This window comes from Campylobacter sp. 19-13652 (assembly GCF_019702925.1).
Classification (GTDB): Bacteria; Campylobacterota; Campylobacteria; order Campylobacterales; family Campylobacteraceae; genus Campylobacter_A.
Genome location: NZ_AP024713.1, coordinates 680,022 through 695,733, shown reverse-complemented (window position 1 = coordinate 695,733; position 15,712 = coordinate 680,022). Strand labels below are relative to the sequence as shown.

Annotated in this window: 12 protein-coding genes and 1 pseudogene; 9 read left to right on the top strand and 4 right to left on the bottom strand. The window is 41.2% G+C overall.

Annotated features, from left to right (window positions below):
- The first annotated feature begins 120 nt into the window (after positions 1 to 120).
- Both ccsA and LBC_RS03360 read left to right on the top strand, forming a co-directional pair.
- Positions 121 to 3,285 carry a cytochrome c biogenesis protein CcsA gene (ccsA, locus tag LBC_RS03365; protein ID WP_221254692.1) on the top strand — a complete coding sequence of 1,055 codons (3,165 nt, stop codon included), beginning with the start codon at positions 121 to 123 and terminating at the stop codon, positions 3,283 to 3,285.
- Position 3,286: 1 nt separating this feature from the next.
- Positions 3,287 to 3,727 carry a fatty-acid--CoA ligase gene (locus LBC_RS03360; RefSeq protein WP_221254691.1) on the top strand — a complete coding sequence of 147 codons (441 nt, stop codon included), beginning with the start codon at positions 3,287 to 3,289 and terminating at the stop codon, positions 3,725 to 3,727.
- A gap of 111 nt (positions 3,728 to 3,838) precedes the next feature.
- Here LBC_RS03360 and LBC_RS03355 read toward each other — a convergent pair.
- From LBC_RS03355 to radA, 4 genes and pseudogenes are all read right to left on the bottom strand, one after another.
- Positions 3,839 to 4,429 (bottom strand): annotated as a pseudogene (locus tag LBC_RS03355) (magnesium chelatase domain-containing protein); the annotation flags it as partial.
- A 17-nt stretch (positions 4,430 to 4,446) separates the two neighbouring features.
- Complete coding sequence (locus LBC_RS03350; protein ID WP_221254690.1) at positions 4,447 to 5,091, bottom strand: MBL fold metallo-hydrolase; 645 nt, start codon at positions 5,089 to 5,091, stop codon at positions 4,447 to 4,449.
- Positions 5,088 to 6,050 carry a hypothetical protein gene (locus LBC_RS03345; protein ID WP_221254689.1) on the bottom strand — a complete coding sequence of 321 codons (963 nt, stop codon included), beginning with the start codon at positions 6,048 to 6,050 and terminating at the stop codon, positions 5,088 to 5,090. The genes LBC_RS03350 and LBC_RS03345 overlap by 4 nt, the downstream gene beginning before the upstream one ends.
- Before the next feature lie 22 nt (positions 6,051 to 6,072).
- Positions 6,073 to 7,413: a DNA repair protein RadA gene (gene radA / locus LBC_RS03340; RefSeq protein ID WP_221254688.1), complete on the bottom strand. Its 1,341-nt coding sequence runs from the start codon at positions 7,411 to 7,413 to the stop codon at positions 6,073 to 6,075.
- A 77-nt stretch (positions 7,414 to 7,490) separates the two neighbouring features.
- On the opposite strand from radA, the gene LBC_RS03335 reads away from it, so the two are divergent.
- The 7 genes from LBC_RS03335 to LBC_RS03305 are packed head-to-tail and all read left to right on the top strand — an operon-like array spanning position 7,491 to position 15,424.
- Positions 7,491 to 8,921: a COG3400 family protein gene (locus tag LBC_RS03335; RefSeq protein ID WP_221254687.1), complete on the top strand. Its 1,431-nt coding sequence runs from the start codon at positions 7,491 to 7,493 to the stop codon at positions 8,919 to 8,921.
- A gap of 9 nt (positions 8,922 to 8,930) precedes the next feature.
- Complete coding sequence (gene aroB / locus LBC_RS03330) at positions 8,931 to 9,971, top strand: 3-dehydroquinate synthase (RefSeq protein WP_221254686.1); 1,041 nt, start codon at positions 8,931 to 8,933, stop codon at positions 9,969 to 9,971.
- Positions 9,968 to 11,590, top strand: coding sequence for a mechanosensitive ion channel family protein (locus LBC_RS03325; protein ID WP_221254685.1), 1,623 nt, complete (start codon positions 9,968 to 9,970; stop codon positions 11,588 to 11,590). The genes aroB and LBC_RS03325 overlap by 4 nt, the downstream gene beginning before the upstream one ends.
- Positions 11,587 to 12,834: a tRNA (N(6)-L-threonylcarbamoyladenosine(37)-C(2))-methylthiotransferase MtaB gene (mtaB, locus tag LBC_RS03320; protein ID WP_221254684.1), complete on the top strand. Its 1,248-nt coding sequence runs from the start codon at positions 11,587 to 11,589 to the stop codon at positions 12,832 to 12,834. The genes LBC_RS03325 and mtaB overlap by 4 nt, the downstream gene beginning before the upstream one ends.
- Positions 12,821 to 14,446: an AAA family ATPase gene (locus LBC_RS03315; protein WP_260173436.1), complete on the top strand. Its 1,626-nt coding sequence runs from the start codon at positions 12,821 to 12,823 to the stop codon at positions 14,444 to 14,446. Before mtaB ends, LBC_RS03315 begins: the two co-directional genes overlap by 14 nt.
- Before the next feature lie 10 nt (positions 14,447 to 14,456).
- A complete protein-coding gene (gene mog / locus LBC_RS03310; protein ID WP_221254682.1) occupies positions 14,457 to 14,993 on the top strand; it encodes a molybdopterin adenylyltransferase in 537 nt (178 codons plus the stop codon).
- Entirely contained in the window at positions 14,990 to 15,424 is a 435-nt protein-coding gene (locus tag LBC_RS03305; RefSeq protein WP_221254681.1) for a C-GCAxxG-C-C family protein, read from the top strand. Before mog ends, LBC_RS03305 begins: the two co-directional genes overlap by 4 nt.
- The last annotated feature ends 288 nt before the right edge of the window (positions 15,425 to 15,712 follow it).

The window sequence follows — 15,712 nt, the reverse complement described above, 5'->3', positions numbered from 1 at the left end:
TTAAATTTACATTGCATACTTTTTATTAAGATTTTATATAACAATTCGTAACAGTTACTTTTAATGTATAATTTTGCATTTTTAATATATAATTTTGCATTTTTAATAAAGGTACATTCGATGTTTTATTACGTAAAATCTTTCTTTAGTATGGCAAGTGCGCTTATTTTGATGCTCATTTTTGCCATAGCAAGTGGTACTGCTACTATCATAGAAAGCTCAGAGTCCACGGCTGCGGCTTGGGCTTTGGTGTATGGCACTACTTGGTTTGGAGCGGTACAGCTACTGCTTGGAATAAATTTGGCTTATAATATCTTTGCTTATAAGCTAATAAGCGCAAAAAAGCTTCCTGCGCTGCTATTTCACGCTGGCTTTGTAGTCATACTGCTGGGCGCCATAATTACCAGATACTGGGGCTTTGAGGGCGATATGCACATAAGAGAGGGCGCAAGCTCAAATATCATAACCACAAAAGATACTGAGCTTAAATTTAACGCCTTAATACCAGAAGGCAAAAAACAAAGCGCGAGCATAAAACTAAATCCAAATGCGATAAAGAATAACTTTAATCTAAGGCTAACCCTGCCAAAGGGCGAAGCTGAGCTTAGGTTTGATAAATTTATCCCTCGCGCCTCATACGCCTTTAAAGAGGCAAAAGATGGAGAGGCGGTCATTGAGCTAGTGCTTTCAAAAGGCGGCGATAAAGAGGAAGTTTATCTGCTAAAAGGCGAAAAAGCAATAGTTGATGATGTTACATTTGCCTTTGATGCTAACGTGTCTGATACGCCAAAATACGTACTTTTTAGCCTGGATAACGAGGGTAAGTTTAATATAAGCTCGAGTGAGGAGCTAAGTGAGTTTAACATGCTCTCAAACCAAAGGCAGACTCTAAGTGCGAAAACCCCACATGAATTAAGCAAAATTCTTTACACTGTAAATGATATAAACTTCGCTCCAAAAACCATACTAAAAAGCGCAAAAAGAGAGCTTGAAAGCACGCCTAACGGACAGTTTGACGCTATAAAGGCAACTTTAGTATACGATAATCAAAGCAAAGAGATGGATATTTTTTATGCCATAGGACGAGCAGCCCACGTGCAAATAGACGGCATTATTTTTAGTGCAAACTGGGGTGCTAGCGAGGTAACGCTACCTTTTAGCCTGCATCTTAAGGATTTTGAGCTAGCTAGATACCCAGGCTCGCAGTCTCCTATGAGCTATGCCAGCGATGTCGAAGTACAAGGCGCAAATGGTGATAAATTTGATTATAGGATATTTATGAATAATGTTTTAGATTATGAAGGATATAGATTTTTTCAAAGCTCGTACGACCAAGACGAAAAAGGAACGATACTATCGGTTAATAAAGACCCAGGTAAAATGCCTACATATATAGGATATTTCCTGCTCTGCCTAGGGCTTGTGCTAAATGTAATAAATCCAAACAGCCGCTTTAGAAAGCTTTCAAATTTAATAGACGCACAAAAGGGGGCAAAAAGCGCAAAACTAGCCGCTATTTTAATAGCTGCCTGTACCCTAACACACCCAAATATGCTTAAAGCCGACGATGTAGCAAACTCTATAAATGCGATAAATTCAAGCACGCCACAATCACTGCAAATAGAGCCGGCAAAGAGCTTTACACCAGTAATAAGCAAAGAACACGCCCAAAAGCTCTCCACGCTAATAATCCAAAGCACAGACGGACGCATGAAGCCTCTAGATACTGTGGCTAGGGAGATTTTAAACAAATTTCACAGAAGTGATAGCCTAGATGGCATGGATGCAGATCAAGCCCTAATCTCGCTTATGAGCGTACCTGATTACTGGCAAAAGCAGCCCATTATCGCAGTAGGTACGAGTAAAAGGCTAAAAGAGGCGCTAGGCATAAGCGAGGGCGCAAAATACGCTAGCTTTGATGATTTTTTCATAAAAGAGAAAAATGGCGCAATGGAGTATAAGCTAAACCGCGCCGTAGAAGCAGCAAACCGTAAGCACCCTGGCTCAAGGGATACCTTTGATAAAGACGTCATCAAAGTAGACGAGAGATTAAACGTACTTTATATGGTATTTATAGGGGAGATTTTTAAAGCCTTTCCAAAACCTGATGACAAAAATAACACATGGTACGCCCCAGCAAGCGCTATGATGAGTTTTGGCTCAAAAGAAGGCGCAGAGGTGGGCTGGCTTATAAAGGATTATTTTGGTGCAATAAATAATGCGCTTTTTAAAGATAGCAGCTGGAGCGAGGCAGACAATGCCTTAGGAAAAATAAAAGAATACCAGCGCAAATACGGTGCTGCGGTAATGCCTAGCGCTTCAAAGCTAGACGCAGAAATGCTCTTTAACCGCTTGGATATTTTTGATAGGCTTACGCCTATTTACCTTATCACTGGGCTTATTTTACTCGTGCTTGTTTTTGTACGAATTCTAGCGCCAAAGCTAAGCTTAAATCTAGCCTCAAAGCTAGTACTTTTTATAAATTCATTAGCATTTTTAGCCCATACAGCTGGACTTGGACTGCGCTGGTACATATCAGGACATGCGCCATGGTCTAATGCGTACGAGTCGCTTGTGTATATAGCGTGGGCGCTTGCGCTTTCTGGGCTTATTTTTTCTCGCAGAAGCCCTATTGCTCTTTCGCTTACAGCGATACTTGCTGGAGTTACGCTATTTGTTGCGCACCTTAGCTGGCTTGATCCACAGATTACAACCCTCGTACCAGTGCTTCAAAGCTACTGGCTAACCATCCATGTATCTGTAATAACAGCTAGCTACGGATTTTTAGGGCTTTGTGCTATGCTCGGAGCCTTTACGCTTATCCTACTAGCCATAAAAGGCGATCGCGTAAATACAAACATAGAGCGCAATATCACAGAAGCTACAAGAATAAACGAAATGGCGATGATACTAGGCTTAAGCCTGCTTACTATGGGCAATTTCCTAGGCGGCGTGTGGGCGAATGAGAGCTGGGGGCGATACTGGGGCTGGGATAGCAAGGAGACCTGGGCGCTAGTGTCAATTTTAGTCTATAGCATTGTGCTACATATTCGCTTTGTACCACGACTTAATAATCAATACGCCTTTGCCGCACTTTCTATGTTTGCATACTGGGCTATTATCATGACATATTTTGGGGTAAATTTCTACCTATCTGGCATGCACTCATACGCAGCTGGAGATCCTCTACCTGTGCCAAATTTTGTCTACGTAGCCATAGCTATTATGATAATTCTAGCACTTCTTGCCACAAGAGCAAAAAGTGCATTTAAAGCAAAGCTTTAAAGTGAAAATAGCATTAATCATAGCCCTAATTATACTTTTAGGGCTTGTTGTACTGCTTATATTTTTAGCTCTAAAGCTAGCCTCTAACACAGAAAAAGTAGCTTCAAAAGAGACAAAAAATGAGCCTAAAATCTCAGAAAATGAGAGCAAAACGCCAGATATAAAAGAGCTACTTAAATTTGCAAGCGATAGCTCAAAAAGTAGAAACGATCTAGCGAATTTAGTATATGTTTTTTGTCAGCTTAAGTGGCCACAGTTTAGCAATCCAGTAAGCAAAGAAGCAGAGCTTTATCTAAGCTTTATACTGCTTATTGCAAGCCATAAAAACTCAGACGCAAAGCTGGTAACTTATCTAAACAGTGAGGCAAAAAAGCTAAATCCAGCCTATTCTAACCTAATAGAGGAGTATGAAAACATGGGACTTTCAAGCAGAAAAAAGTAAGCCTAGGACATAAATTTAAAAAGCTCAAAGCAGCGTGAAAGATTACCTATGCCTATACTTTCATTACCTCTAGCATGAATAGCTATCATTTTATCCCAATTAAATTTATTCTTACATCCATTCTAAAACCTGCCTTATGTCTTTTACTATGTAGCTTTTTATGCCATTTAAATTTGCAGGTTTTGAAGGAATTATTGCATTTTTAAATTTTTGAGTACTAGCCTCTTTTAGGCGTTGCTCTAGGTTAAAGACATCTCTTATCTCTCCATTTAGGCTTAGCTCTCCTATAAATACACTCTCTTTGCTTATGGGTCTATTTTTAAAGCTTGAGACAATAGCTGCAATGACAGCTAAATCAGCTGCAGTCTCTCCTACTCTAACACCACCTGAGATATTTATAAATACATCATAATGTCCTAAGGCAAGCTCTAGCTTTCTCTCAAGTAAGGCTAAGAGCATGTCTAATCTATTTCTTTCATAGCCTGTTGCACTTCGCTTTGGGTAGCTGCTTTCACATACTAGGGCTTGTACTTCTACACTTAATGCTCTTGAGCCTTCCATTATGATTGTAATAGCTGAGCCACTTATTGCCTCTCCACGAGTAAAGAATTTACTAGATATTTCAGTAGCACTTATTAATCCTTGTGGGCTCATCTCAAAAATTCCAACCTCGCTGGTTGAGCCAAAGCGGTTTTTAAAGCCCAGCTGTAAGCCAAAGCCTAATTTTTAAAAATAAAAGCGTCCTTAAGCAAAAAGCTATCATAATGCCCTGCAAAAACTCGCATATTTTTATCCAGCGAGCTAAAAAACGGCACACTTTTTTGCTCATACACCCTCCTAGCCCTAGCACCACCAATAAATGAAGTATCCGTATGGCTAAAAAGGCTATCTCCACAAAAGAGCCAGTCATTTACAATAATACAGCTGCTACCCTCGCTATGCCCTGGCGTATGAAAAAGCCTAATATTAAGCCCTTGCCATTTTAAATCATAGCCATCATCAAATTCCACATCAGCCCTATCTAGGCTTATCTCATTTACCACTGCGTCTGATTGTGCGTTCATAAGCCCTAGCAAATATCCACCAAAGCGTGATAAATTCTTTAAAGGCAAGGTGATATTTACGCTAGCTTTTTTCTGAGCTATGACCTGTGCGCCGTAGTCGTTTTTTAGGGCATTTACCGCCATTATATGATCAAAATGCTCATGGGTTAAAATAATATAATCAAGCCTATTTTTGCCAAGGGCTTGCTTTATTTTGTCATAATTATTTGGGTCTATGACAATAGACGCCTCGCCCACGCTTAGGATATATGAGTTTATCCTAAAATCATTCTCATTGCACACCTTTAAATCAATGCTCACTTCCCCATCCTAATCTCATCTAACGCTTTTTTAATATTTTCTAGCGCACTGCCATCAATTATTTTATGAGCGTTTTTACAAATTTCATTTACGCTTTGTACATTAAGCCCCAAAAGCCGCTCATAAGCCCCACTAATCTCACCCAAATCACTTATCATTCCAAGCTCGCCAAAGCTCTTTACAATCCACGCCAGATAGCTCCAGCCAACCGCAGCCGCAGGCACTCCTAGGCACATCGCCTCATACGTACTCATCCCCCCTAGAGTAAGCAACAAATCGCTATTTAAAATAAGCTCACTAAGCCCCAGCGGACTATCAACAAAGCTTAAATTCGGCTTTTTTACCGATAGCATAGCCTCCTTTCTAGCCGCGCTCATAGCAGGCCCTAGCACTACCTTGTACTCGCGTCCATCATCAGGATTTATACACCTTACAAAATGCTCCGTGTAAAAGGCTGGATCAGCACCCCCAAAGCTTATTAAAATGTTTTTTATCTCGTTTAAGTTTTTTGGATTTTTAAGCCGTTTTGATAATAAATTTTCAGGCACTATGTAATAATTAAACCCACGAAATACCCTAAAACCCCCACTTGGCGCAGGGTAGCTAAAGCCATCTGTGATAAAAAGCGCATCCACCTCAAAGCCACCTTCAAGCCCATTAAAATGCGCTATCTTAGGCACCCCCATGGCTCTTAGGGCGTCGCTTAGGCTCTTTGTGGCATCCACTAAATCGCAGATATACACGTCTATTTTAAGCTTGCTTAAAGCATGCAAAGACGCCTCTAGCCCATCACTTCTAATAACTCCATTTTCCACATACCTACCAAAAAGCTCCTTAGTGCATTCAAACACACAAACCACATCCTCCCCACTTTTTTGCAAGAATTTAAAAAGCTCAAAGCAGCGTGAAAGATTACCTATGCCTATACTTTCATTACCTCTAGCATGAATAGCTATCATTTTATCCCAATTAAATTTATTCTTACATCCATTCTAAAACCTGCCTTATGTCTTTTACTATGTAGCTTTTTATGCCATTTAAATTTGCAGGTTTTGAAGGAATTATTGCATTTTTAAATTTTTGAGTACTAGCCTCTTTTAGGCGTTGCTCTAGGTTAAAGACATCTCTTATCTCTCCATTTAGGCTTAGCTCTCCTATAAATACACTCTCTTTGCTTATGGGTCTATTTTTAAAGCTTGAGACAATAGCTGCAATGACAGCTAAATCAGCTGCAGTCTCTCCTACTCTAACACCACCTGAGATATTTATAAATACATCATAATGTCCTAAGGCAAGCTCTAGCTTTCTCTCAAGTAAGGCTAAGAGCATGTCTAATCTATTTCTTTCATAGCCTGTTGCACTTCGCTTTGGGTAGCTGCTTTCACATACTAGGGCTTGTACTTCTACACTTAATGCTCTTGAGCCTTCCATTATGATTGTAATAGCTGAGCCACTTATTGCCTCTCCACGAGTAAAGAATTTACTAGATATTTCAGTAGCACTTATTAATCCTTGTGGGCTCATCTCAAAAATTCCAACCTCGCTGGTTGAGCCAAAGCGGTTTTTAAAGCCTCTTAGCATCCTTAGCTCGCGCCCAGCATCGCCTTCAAAATAAAGCACCACATCGACCATATGCTCAAGTACCCTAGGACCTGCTATGGAGCCTTCTTTTGTGATATGCCCGATTATAAATATGCTTATGCCACTGTCCTTTGCTAAGCGCATAAGCTCAAAGGTAATCTCTCTAACCTGCGAAATAGACCCTGGTGCGCTTTGGCTTTTCTCGCTATAAAGCGTCTGAATGGAATCAATAACGACCGTTTTATACCCTCCATTTCTAATCTCAGCGATAATGCTTTCTAAATTTATCTCCGTAAGCAAAAAAAGCTCGCTTTTAACAGCGCCTAGCCTATCGGCTCGCATTTTTATCTGGCTTGCGCTCTCCTCGCCACTGACATACAGAGCTTTACGCTCTGGCGTGGCTAAATTTGAAGCGATTTTTAATAAAAGCGTACTCTTACCAATCCCAGGGCTACCGCCTATTAGCACGAGGCTACCCTCCACTACTCCACCACCGAGCACCAAATCAAGCTCGCTATCACCAGTGCTATATCGGACTATACGCTCTACCTCAACCTCTTTTATACTCTTTGCAACTTGAGTTTGGCTGCTTGCTTTTTTTATTTGTTTTATCGTCTCAATCTCAGTTTTACTAAGCTCTTTTAGACTGTCCCACGCCCCGCATTGCGGGCATTTACCAGTCCATTTAGCTTGCTGATGTCCGCAAGCCTCACACTCAAAAATAGACTTTGCTTTTGCCATTTTTGCTCCTTTTTTAGGCGTGATTATAGCGATTTAAAGCTTTGCTTTGGTATAATGCACCTATTTTTGGAGGGGTGATGAAAAATATCTTAATTCTAGCAGAAGGCGTCTTGGCTAAGCACTTTATAAACCGTCTTGCAGGCTCAAAGCTAGGCGCATACTACTACACCGTAATATCAAACGATGAGCGCATAACAAAAATGGAACTAAATAAGCAAAGATTTAAGCTACTTGAGTTTGATCCGACAAGCCTTTCTAAGTTTAAATTTAACACCTCCTCACAATCATATGCACAAGCCATTATTGTAACAAGCTCAAAGCGCGACACCTACGCCTGCTATGAAAACATACGAGAAGTCAATAAAGAAGTCGAGGTCGTGATGCTTTCTATGTGGTCTTTAACGGAGTATAAAGACGTATTAGAAAACGACAAAAGGCTTGATGTAATAGACGGCAAAAACACCATGGCTACAAAGCTAGTCGATAGCCTGCCTGAAATGCCGCTATTTGCCGATAATATAGGGCTTGGAGAGGGCGAGATAATGGAAGTTAGAGTACCAGCTCACAGCCCATATGCGTATAGAAATATAGGCAGTATCCAGCAGCGAAAATGGCGCATAGCCTTAGTTATTAGAGAGGGCGATATAGTCTTACCAAACTCCGCTGAAAAGATCCGCCCAGGCGATAGCCTAATCACAGTAGGAGATCCAAATGTCCTTGAGAATGTCTTTCGCGCTATAAAACGAGATCAAGCGCAGTTTCCAAATCCATTTGGAACAAATATCTACTGCTTGATTGATATGAGCATACAAAATGAGGCAGATATTTTAAGACTTATTGATAGTGCACTTTTTATGCACTACAAAATCGCTAATAAAAAGCTATTTTTCAAGGTTTTAAACCCTACATTAAATTCAGCTTATGAGGCACTTAGGGTGCTTGACGAGGCTGGGGTAAGCGTGATGATAGAGTATGAAAATATCGGAGTTATGGATATTTTAGGTGATACAGCAAATCTAGACATTGGGCTAGTCATAAGCGATAGTAGGTTTTTCTTTAAATTTAAAAAAGAGCTTTACTCGCTTGGGCTACCTGTGTTAAAAATAGGCGATGTAAGCCTGCAGCAAGTAAACTCTGGCGTCATACTAGGAGGCGATGAGGACGAGCTGCAAGACCACTCGGCTGTAATTATGGACGTATGCAGTCAGCTTGGGCTAAGAACTGAGCTTTTTTGCTACAACACTCAATCAAACACAAACGAGCTTATTGATTATTTTGACGGACTTAGCCGCCTTTTTGAAAAAAGCGTAAAAGTGAGCGTATTTAGCGAGGAAAATCCCCTTTTAATGCTTCAAAAAAGGAGCGATTTTATGCAGTTTGTAATCTTTGATGAGGCGATAGTAAATAGCGATTTTTGGGCGGTTTTTAGCACTAAATTTAATAGACTTTACAGACTACTTAGTAAAAACGCACAACTTTTTATACCATCATCTGATAAATTTGAATAAGGCAAAATGATGAAAATACCACTAAATTTAAAGCAAAATGAGATAAACTACGAAGTCTTTATAGATGAAAACGAAAATATAAAAATTAACGGCAAATGTGCCATAATCACAAACGCAAAGGTCGCTGGACTTCATCTACAAACCCTGCTTAAAAGGCTAAGCGCCGATGAGATTTACATAATAAGCGTCCCAGATGGTGAGGAGTATAAAAATTTAAACACGCTTGAGACGATACTAGAACAGCTTTTTGTAAGCCGCCTAGATAGATCAAGCACCCTGCTAGCCTTTGGTGGGGGCGTGATAACGGATATGACTGGCTTTGCGGCTAGCATTTACAAGCGTGGGATTAAATTTATCTCAGTTCCCACCACACTACTAGCACAGGTTGACGCAAGCGTAGGCGGGAAAACAGGAATAAACTCCAAATTTGGCAAAAATTTAATAGGCTCGTTTTATCAGCCAAACAGGGTATATTGCGATAGTCAGTGGCTAAGCACCCTGCCTAAGCGAGAAATGGCCGCTGGCATAGCCGAAGCGATAAAAATGGCGGTCTGCTTTGATGAGGAGTTTTTTGCGTGGTGCGAGAGCGCTGATTTAAGACTTAAAGAAAACTTAGCTCATCTAGTCGCAAAATGCGTGCAGATAAAGGCTCGCGTCGTAGCAGCCGATGAGCGAGAAAGCGGAATAAGAGCCGTACTAAATTACGGACACACATTTGCGCATGTCATAGAGCGAGAAAGCGGATATGGCACGCTACTTCATGGCGAAGCGGTCGCTGTGGGAATGGTAATGGCAAATGAGCTTGCTTTTAGACTTGGGTTAATTAGCCAAAGTGAAAAAGAGCGCATAAAAGCCCTGCTAAAGCGCCACAATCTACCAGTCTCGTATAGCGTAAAAGACGTCCTTAGCTTTTATGATGAGTTTTTTATGGATAAAAAAAGCGAAGGTAGAAATATTAAATTTATCCTACCGCACGGCATAGGAGATGCGGTTATTAGAAGCGACATTAGCGAGGAGCTTGTCTTAAGCGTGCTTGGAGAGTTTAAATGAGAGGAGCTTTTTTAGCATTTTTTATATTTTTAGGTACGCTTTTTTCGGCTACACCAGACGGAAAAGAGCCTCAAAATACCGCACAACCCAGCCAGGCTCAGAGCATAGCCAAAAGCTTTGATGTATCAAGCTTGATTAAAGAGCTTGAGACTATAGACAGGGGACTTAGGGGTAATGTGTGGATTACAAGGTATCTAAACTACAACACATATCAAAATTTAAAAGAGGACTTAGCAAGTAGCGAATACAGCCTAAAATCGGCAAAAGATAACAAAAATAGCGAGCTAATTAAAAAAATAGCAACTCTAAAAGAGCAAATTTCAATGCTTAAAGAGTACGAGGAGACGCCGTTTTCTAGCATTTTACAAGCCCCAGAGATAGACGCCCCACCTCGCATAACAAATCCCATCGCTCTAATTTCAGGATTTAGCTATATAAAAAAACTCCGCCTTGATAGGGAGGAATTTGAAAGACACATAAACGATCTTGCTAACCTTATACTAACTTTAGAAAAAAAGCAAGACATACTATCAAGTCTACTAAAACATCAGGATGAATTTGACAGCGATAAAATAGACGAACTAAAGGTCGCGCTAAGTGTTACAAAAAGCGAGATAAGTGAATTTAACGCCGCAAACGACATAGTAACGATAACTCATAGCGTATATGATAAAAAGGTCGAGGAGCTAGTCGCCACCACCACAAACGACATAAAAAGCCAGCTTTTTAGCATGGCAAATATCGCCGTTTTTATAATAGCGAGCATTCTGATTTCGTTTTTATGCAAAATCATCGCAAAGCGAACGATGAAAGACAAGGAGAGAATTTATACTTTTAATAAATTTATAAACTTCATAAACTTTTCGCTCATTATTTTGATTTTGCTCTTTGCCTACATTGAAAATGTAAGCTACCTTGTTACAGTGCTTGGCTTTGCCTCGGCTGGTATTGCCATTGCGATGAAGGATATGTTTATGTCAATGCTTGGCTGGGCGGTCGTGGTATTTGGCGGGACATTTCACGTGGGAGATAGGGTAAAAGTAAGCCACGCAGGGCATGAGTTTGTCGGAGACATTATAGATATTTCGCTTTTAAGGATGACTATTTTTGAGGACATCACACTAACTACATACACCACAAACAGACGAAGCGGACGCATAGTATTTGTGCCAAATAACTATATTTTCACAGAGCTAATTTGCAACTACACTCACTCGGGGCTAAAGACGGTCTGGGACGGCATAGACGTGCTTATAAGCTTTGAGAGCAATTACAAAAAAGCAGCCCACCTAGCACATACCATAGCCGCAAGAAACTCAAAAGGCATAACAGAAAGCGCACGCAGACAGATGAATAAACTAAGAGATCAATACAGCCTGCGAAATCCACTCATAGAACCACGTGTCTTTACCTTTGTCGAACCTTATGGAATTAAAATTTCAGTCTGGTACATGACTGATTCTTATGCCACACTAAAGCTAAGAAGCACGATAGGAACGGAGATAATTGATGCTTTTAAAGCTGAATCTGACATAAGTATCTCCTACCCAGCGCAAAATCTCTATCTGGAAAAAAAGAAAGTCAATGGTCCAGCAAGCCAAAAGGAGACTAGTGTATGAAAAAAATTTATTTTAAAACCTTTGGCTGCCGCACAAACATCTATGATACCGAACTCATTAAAAGCTACGTAAAAGACTACGAGATAGTAAATGATGAAAACCTAGCCGACATAGTTATAATAAACTCCTGCACCGTAACAAACAGTGCTGATAGCGGCACGAGAGCCTACATAAATAGCGTAAAAAAGCGTGGTGCGCAGGTGGTTTTAACAGGCTGTGGGGCAGTTAGCAAGGGGCGAGGGCTATTTGAAGCTGGCAAGATAGACGGCGTGCTAGGAGCTAGTGAAAAATCCAGGATAAACGAGCTTTTATCAAGCAAGGCTAAATTCTTTGAGCTAGGGAATTTAAACAGTGTGGATAAAAATATCGTAACAAATTACGAAAACCATACAAAAGCATTTATTAAAATTCAAGAGGGCTGCGATTTTGCATGCAGCTACTGCATAATCCCAAGCGTCCGTGGCGCAGCACGTAGTATGAACGAGGAATCAATCATAAACGAAGCCAAAACCCTAGCGCAAAATGGCTATAATGAGCTAGTGCTTACTGGCACAAATATTGGCAGCTACGGACGTAAGGAGGGCAGTAGCCTAGCAAAGCTTTTAAAGCGCCTTGGAAGCATCGCTGGCATAAAGCGCATAAGACTTGGCTCGATTGAGCCAGTACAAATTGATGATGAATTTAAAGAGCTTTTAAGCGAGCCATGGCTGGAGAGACACCTGCATATCGCACTTCAGCACACAAGCCCTAAAATGCTAAGCATAATGAGACGGCGAAATACTGCGCTAAAAGATAGAGAGCTTTTTGAATATCTTGCGCAGCGTGGCTTTGCGCTTGGGACGGATTTTATCGTGGGACACCCTGGTGAAAGCGAGCAGATATGGGCTGAGGCTTTAGAAAATTTTAAAGCCTTCCCCCTTACTCATTTGCATGCCTTTGTCTACTCGCCCAGAGAAGGTACTCACTCAGCCACGCTAAAAAACGACGTAAAGGGCGACGTGGCAAAGGCTAGGCTAGCCCAGATAAAGCAGATAGTCACACAAAATAACCATAAATTTAGACTAGCCCACAAAAAGCAAACCCTAAATGTGCTAGTTGAAAGCGAACAAGAAAGTGGAATTTATAGTGGGCTTGATCAGTTTTACAATAAAATAATCATTCACTCAAATCGCGACATATCAAAAGAGTGGGTAAGCTTAAACAAATATGAGATAAAAGAGGATGCAAACTATGCAAATCTTTAAAAAATCAAAAATAGCCATTTTTGCCCTTGTGCTTTTAATTGCGCTTTTAACCGTTGTCGCTACTAGAAACTACACCAGCGCGCGCTCAATCAGCCTACCAGAGCTACAAACCCTACTAGCTCAACCAGAAGGCTTAAGCGCAAGCTTGCAAGATGGAGTACTGCTCATAAAAAACGGCAACGAGACATACTCTATGCCAGCAACACAAAGCGTGGTTGATACAGTCATCGCAAAGCTTGCCATAAATTACGAAAGCAGTAGCGCTGATAATATGGCAGAGGATATTGCCTTTTATGCCATAGCTGTGTTTTTTGTGATTTTTATTATCTCGCTCTTACGCCAGCAAAAGCGCACTCAAAGCCTATTAATATCAAACCAAAAAGAGAGCGAAGGCGCAAATTTTACAGAAATAACACACTCAAAAGTACGCTTTAGCGATGTAGCAGGCATTGACGATGTTAAAAGCGAGCTTGAGGAGATAGTGGAGTTTTTACGACACCCTAATAAATTTAAACGTTTTGGCGTAAGCATGCCAAAGGGCGTACTTTTAATCGGGCCTCCTGGTGTGGGCAAAACCATGGTCGCAAAAGCGGTCGCTGGAGAGGCAAATACGCCATTTTTTTACCAAAATGGCAGTAGCTTTGTGGAGATGTATGTCGGCGTTGGAGCAAAACGCGTGAGGCAGCTTTTTGCCAAGGCTAGAGCAAGCGCACCGTCGATAGTATTTATAGATGAAATAGACGCTATAGGCAGAGCTAGAGGCACAAGCGGAGCAAACGAGGAGCGAGAGGCGACACTAAATCAGCTACTAACCGAGATGGACGGCTTTGAGGATAGCAACGGAGTAATCGTCATAGCCGCCACAAACCGCATAGAGATGATAGATGGAGCACTACTGCGCTCTGGACGCTTTGATAGGCGCATATACCTATCCATGCCTAGCCTAAACGAGCGAGCTGAAATCATTAAAAGCTACCTAAAAGACAAGCCTCACAACATACAAAATATAAACGACATAGCAAAGCTTACTGTGGGATTTAGTGGGGCTGCGCTGGCTACTTTGGTAAATGAGGCTGGACTTTGCGCACTAAGAAATGGCAAGGCTCTTATTGAGCTTAGCGACTTTAACGCAGTAGCTAGAAAGGTACTTGATGGCAAAAAACGCGTACTAAGTTACACAAAAGCAGAACAAGCCGTCCTCGCACAGTATCAAGGAGCAAAGGCATATGCGGCGTACTGGCTGGGTGTGGAGTTTGAGCGCATATCGCTTATAGAAGATAGATTTAGTGAAGTTGACGCTGAAATTTATTCAAAAAGCGAGCTTCTTTCAAGGCTAAAGGTGCTTTGCGCTGGTAATGAATGGGTGCAAATAGCGCTAGATGAGAGCTACTCAAACGCAAGATACGATCTACGTCAAGCCTCAGTACTGGCTAGTAAAATGGTAAATGAGTACGCCATGGCAAGCAGCGAAATAGAGCTTTTAAACCTAGCTCAAAAAGAGATAGCTGAGCTTCTTAAATCAGGAGATGACTCAGTGCGTAAAGTAGCAGAGCATCTAAGCCAAAATGAGAGTATAACACAAGGAAAAATAAGAGAATTATTACAAATTTAAAGGATAAAAAGTGGCAAAAATCGCAATACTAACCCTAAGTGATAGAGCAAGTGCTGGGGTGTATGAGGATGCCTCAGGGCTTGGGGTAAAAGAGTGCTTAAACGAGTGGCTTTTAGGCGAGCATGAGTACGTTTATGAGGTAATACCAGATGATTATGACCTCATACACCGCACCCTAATTAGGCTAGCCGATGATGAAAAATGTGACCTAATCCTAACAACAGGAGGCACTGGTCCAGCACCTCGTGATGTAACCCCAGAAGCCACAGAAGCAGTATGTGAGAAAATGCTACCAGGCTTTGGCGAGCTAATGCGAAGCGTGAGCCTAAAATCCGTCCCCACAGCCATACTATCGCGCCAAAGTGCTGGCATAAGAGGCAAAAGCCTAATCATAAACCTCCCAGGCAGCCCAAAGGCCATAAAAGAGTGCTTAGAGCCTGTATTTCCAGCAGTTCCGTATTGCATAGACTTAATAGGCGGAGCATACATACAGACTAACGAGAGCAAAATGAGAGCATTTCGCCCAAAAGCAAAGGAGAAAAAATGACGCCAGCGGAGGCTTTTAGCCTAAAAAACGAACTAGGATTAAACTGCGCGCAGACACTGCTAGCACACTTTGCGCCACGATTTAGCGACAAAATAAGCAAAGACGCCATGGTTGCCATGGGATTAAATTTTGGTGCCGGCATGAATAAAGGCGATGTCTGTGGCTCAGTTTCGGCAGCTTATATGATTTTGGGACTTGCGTTTTTTAATCCGAACTTAAGTCATGATGAAAATCGCGACTTAAGACTACAAAAGACTCGCGAGTTTGATGAAAAATTTATCCAAAGTCAAAAAACAAATCAGTGTAAAGAGCTACTAGGCTTTAACCCTGTCTTTGACACCCCCAGCAACGCTCAAAGCGACGCAGTACCAGCCGTGTGCGGAGGCTCACTAGCAGCGGCCATAAACATACTTAAGAGCATGCTGGGCTAAATTAATAATGCTACTTTAATTACAAATTTTAAGCTGCATTATGAGCCTAATGCCGCTAATTTGCGCTAGTGGTTTTTTATGTTGCTAATATTGCTCTGTAAAAATCGGCACCAAGCTAGCCATATGTGAGCTTTTTGGAATAAATTTACGCCTTTTTAGAAGGGCGTAAATCCCTATATCTTTAATCTACTGCTTACGATGGCTAATTAAAATGGCTTGCTAGCTTTAAAATCACAAAGTAAGCCTTTATCTTTTTTAAAAAACACTTTTAAACGAATAAGCTCCAAC

Coding starts and splice junctions, on each gene's coding strand:
- ccsA (WP_221254692.1), top strand. CDS start 121: ATGTTTTATTACGTAAAATCTTTCTTTAGTATGGCAAGTGCGCTTATT.
- LBC_RS03345 (WP_221254689.1), bottom strand. CDS start 6,050: ATGATAGCTATTCATGCTAGAGGTAATGAAAGTATAGGCATAGGTAAT.
- radA (WP_221254688.1), bottom strand. CDS start 7,413: ATGGCAAAAGCAAAGTCTATTTTTGAGTGTGAGGCTTGCGGACATCAG.
- LBC_RS03335 (WP_221254687.1), top strand. CDS start 7,491: ATGAAAAATATCTTAATTCTAGCAGAAGGCGTCTTGGCTAAGCACTTT.
- aroB (WP_221254686.1), top strand. CDS start 8,931: ATGAAAATACCACTAAATTTAAAGCAAAATGAGATAAACTACGAAGTC.
- LBC_RS03325 (WP_221254685.1), top strand. CDS start 9,968: ATGAGAGGAGCTTTTTTAGCATTTTTTATATTTTTAGGTACGCTTTTT.
- mtaB (WP_221254684.1), top strand. CDS start 11,587: ATGAAAAAAATTTATTTTAAAACCTTTGGCTGCCGCACAAACATCTAT.
- LBC_RS03315 (WP_260173436.1), top strand. CDS start 12,821: ATGCAAATCTTTAAAAAATCAAAAATAGCCATTTTTGCCCTTGTGCTT.
- LBC_RS03305 (WP_221254681.1), top strand. CDS start 14,990: ATGACGCCAGCGGAGGCTTTTAGCCTAAAAAACGAACTAGGATTAAAC.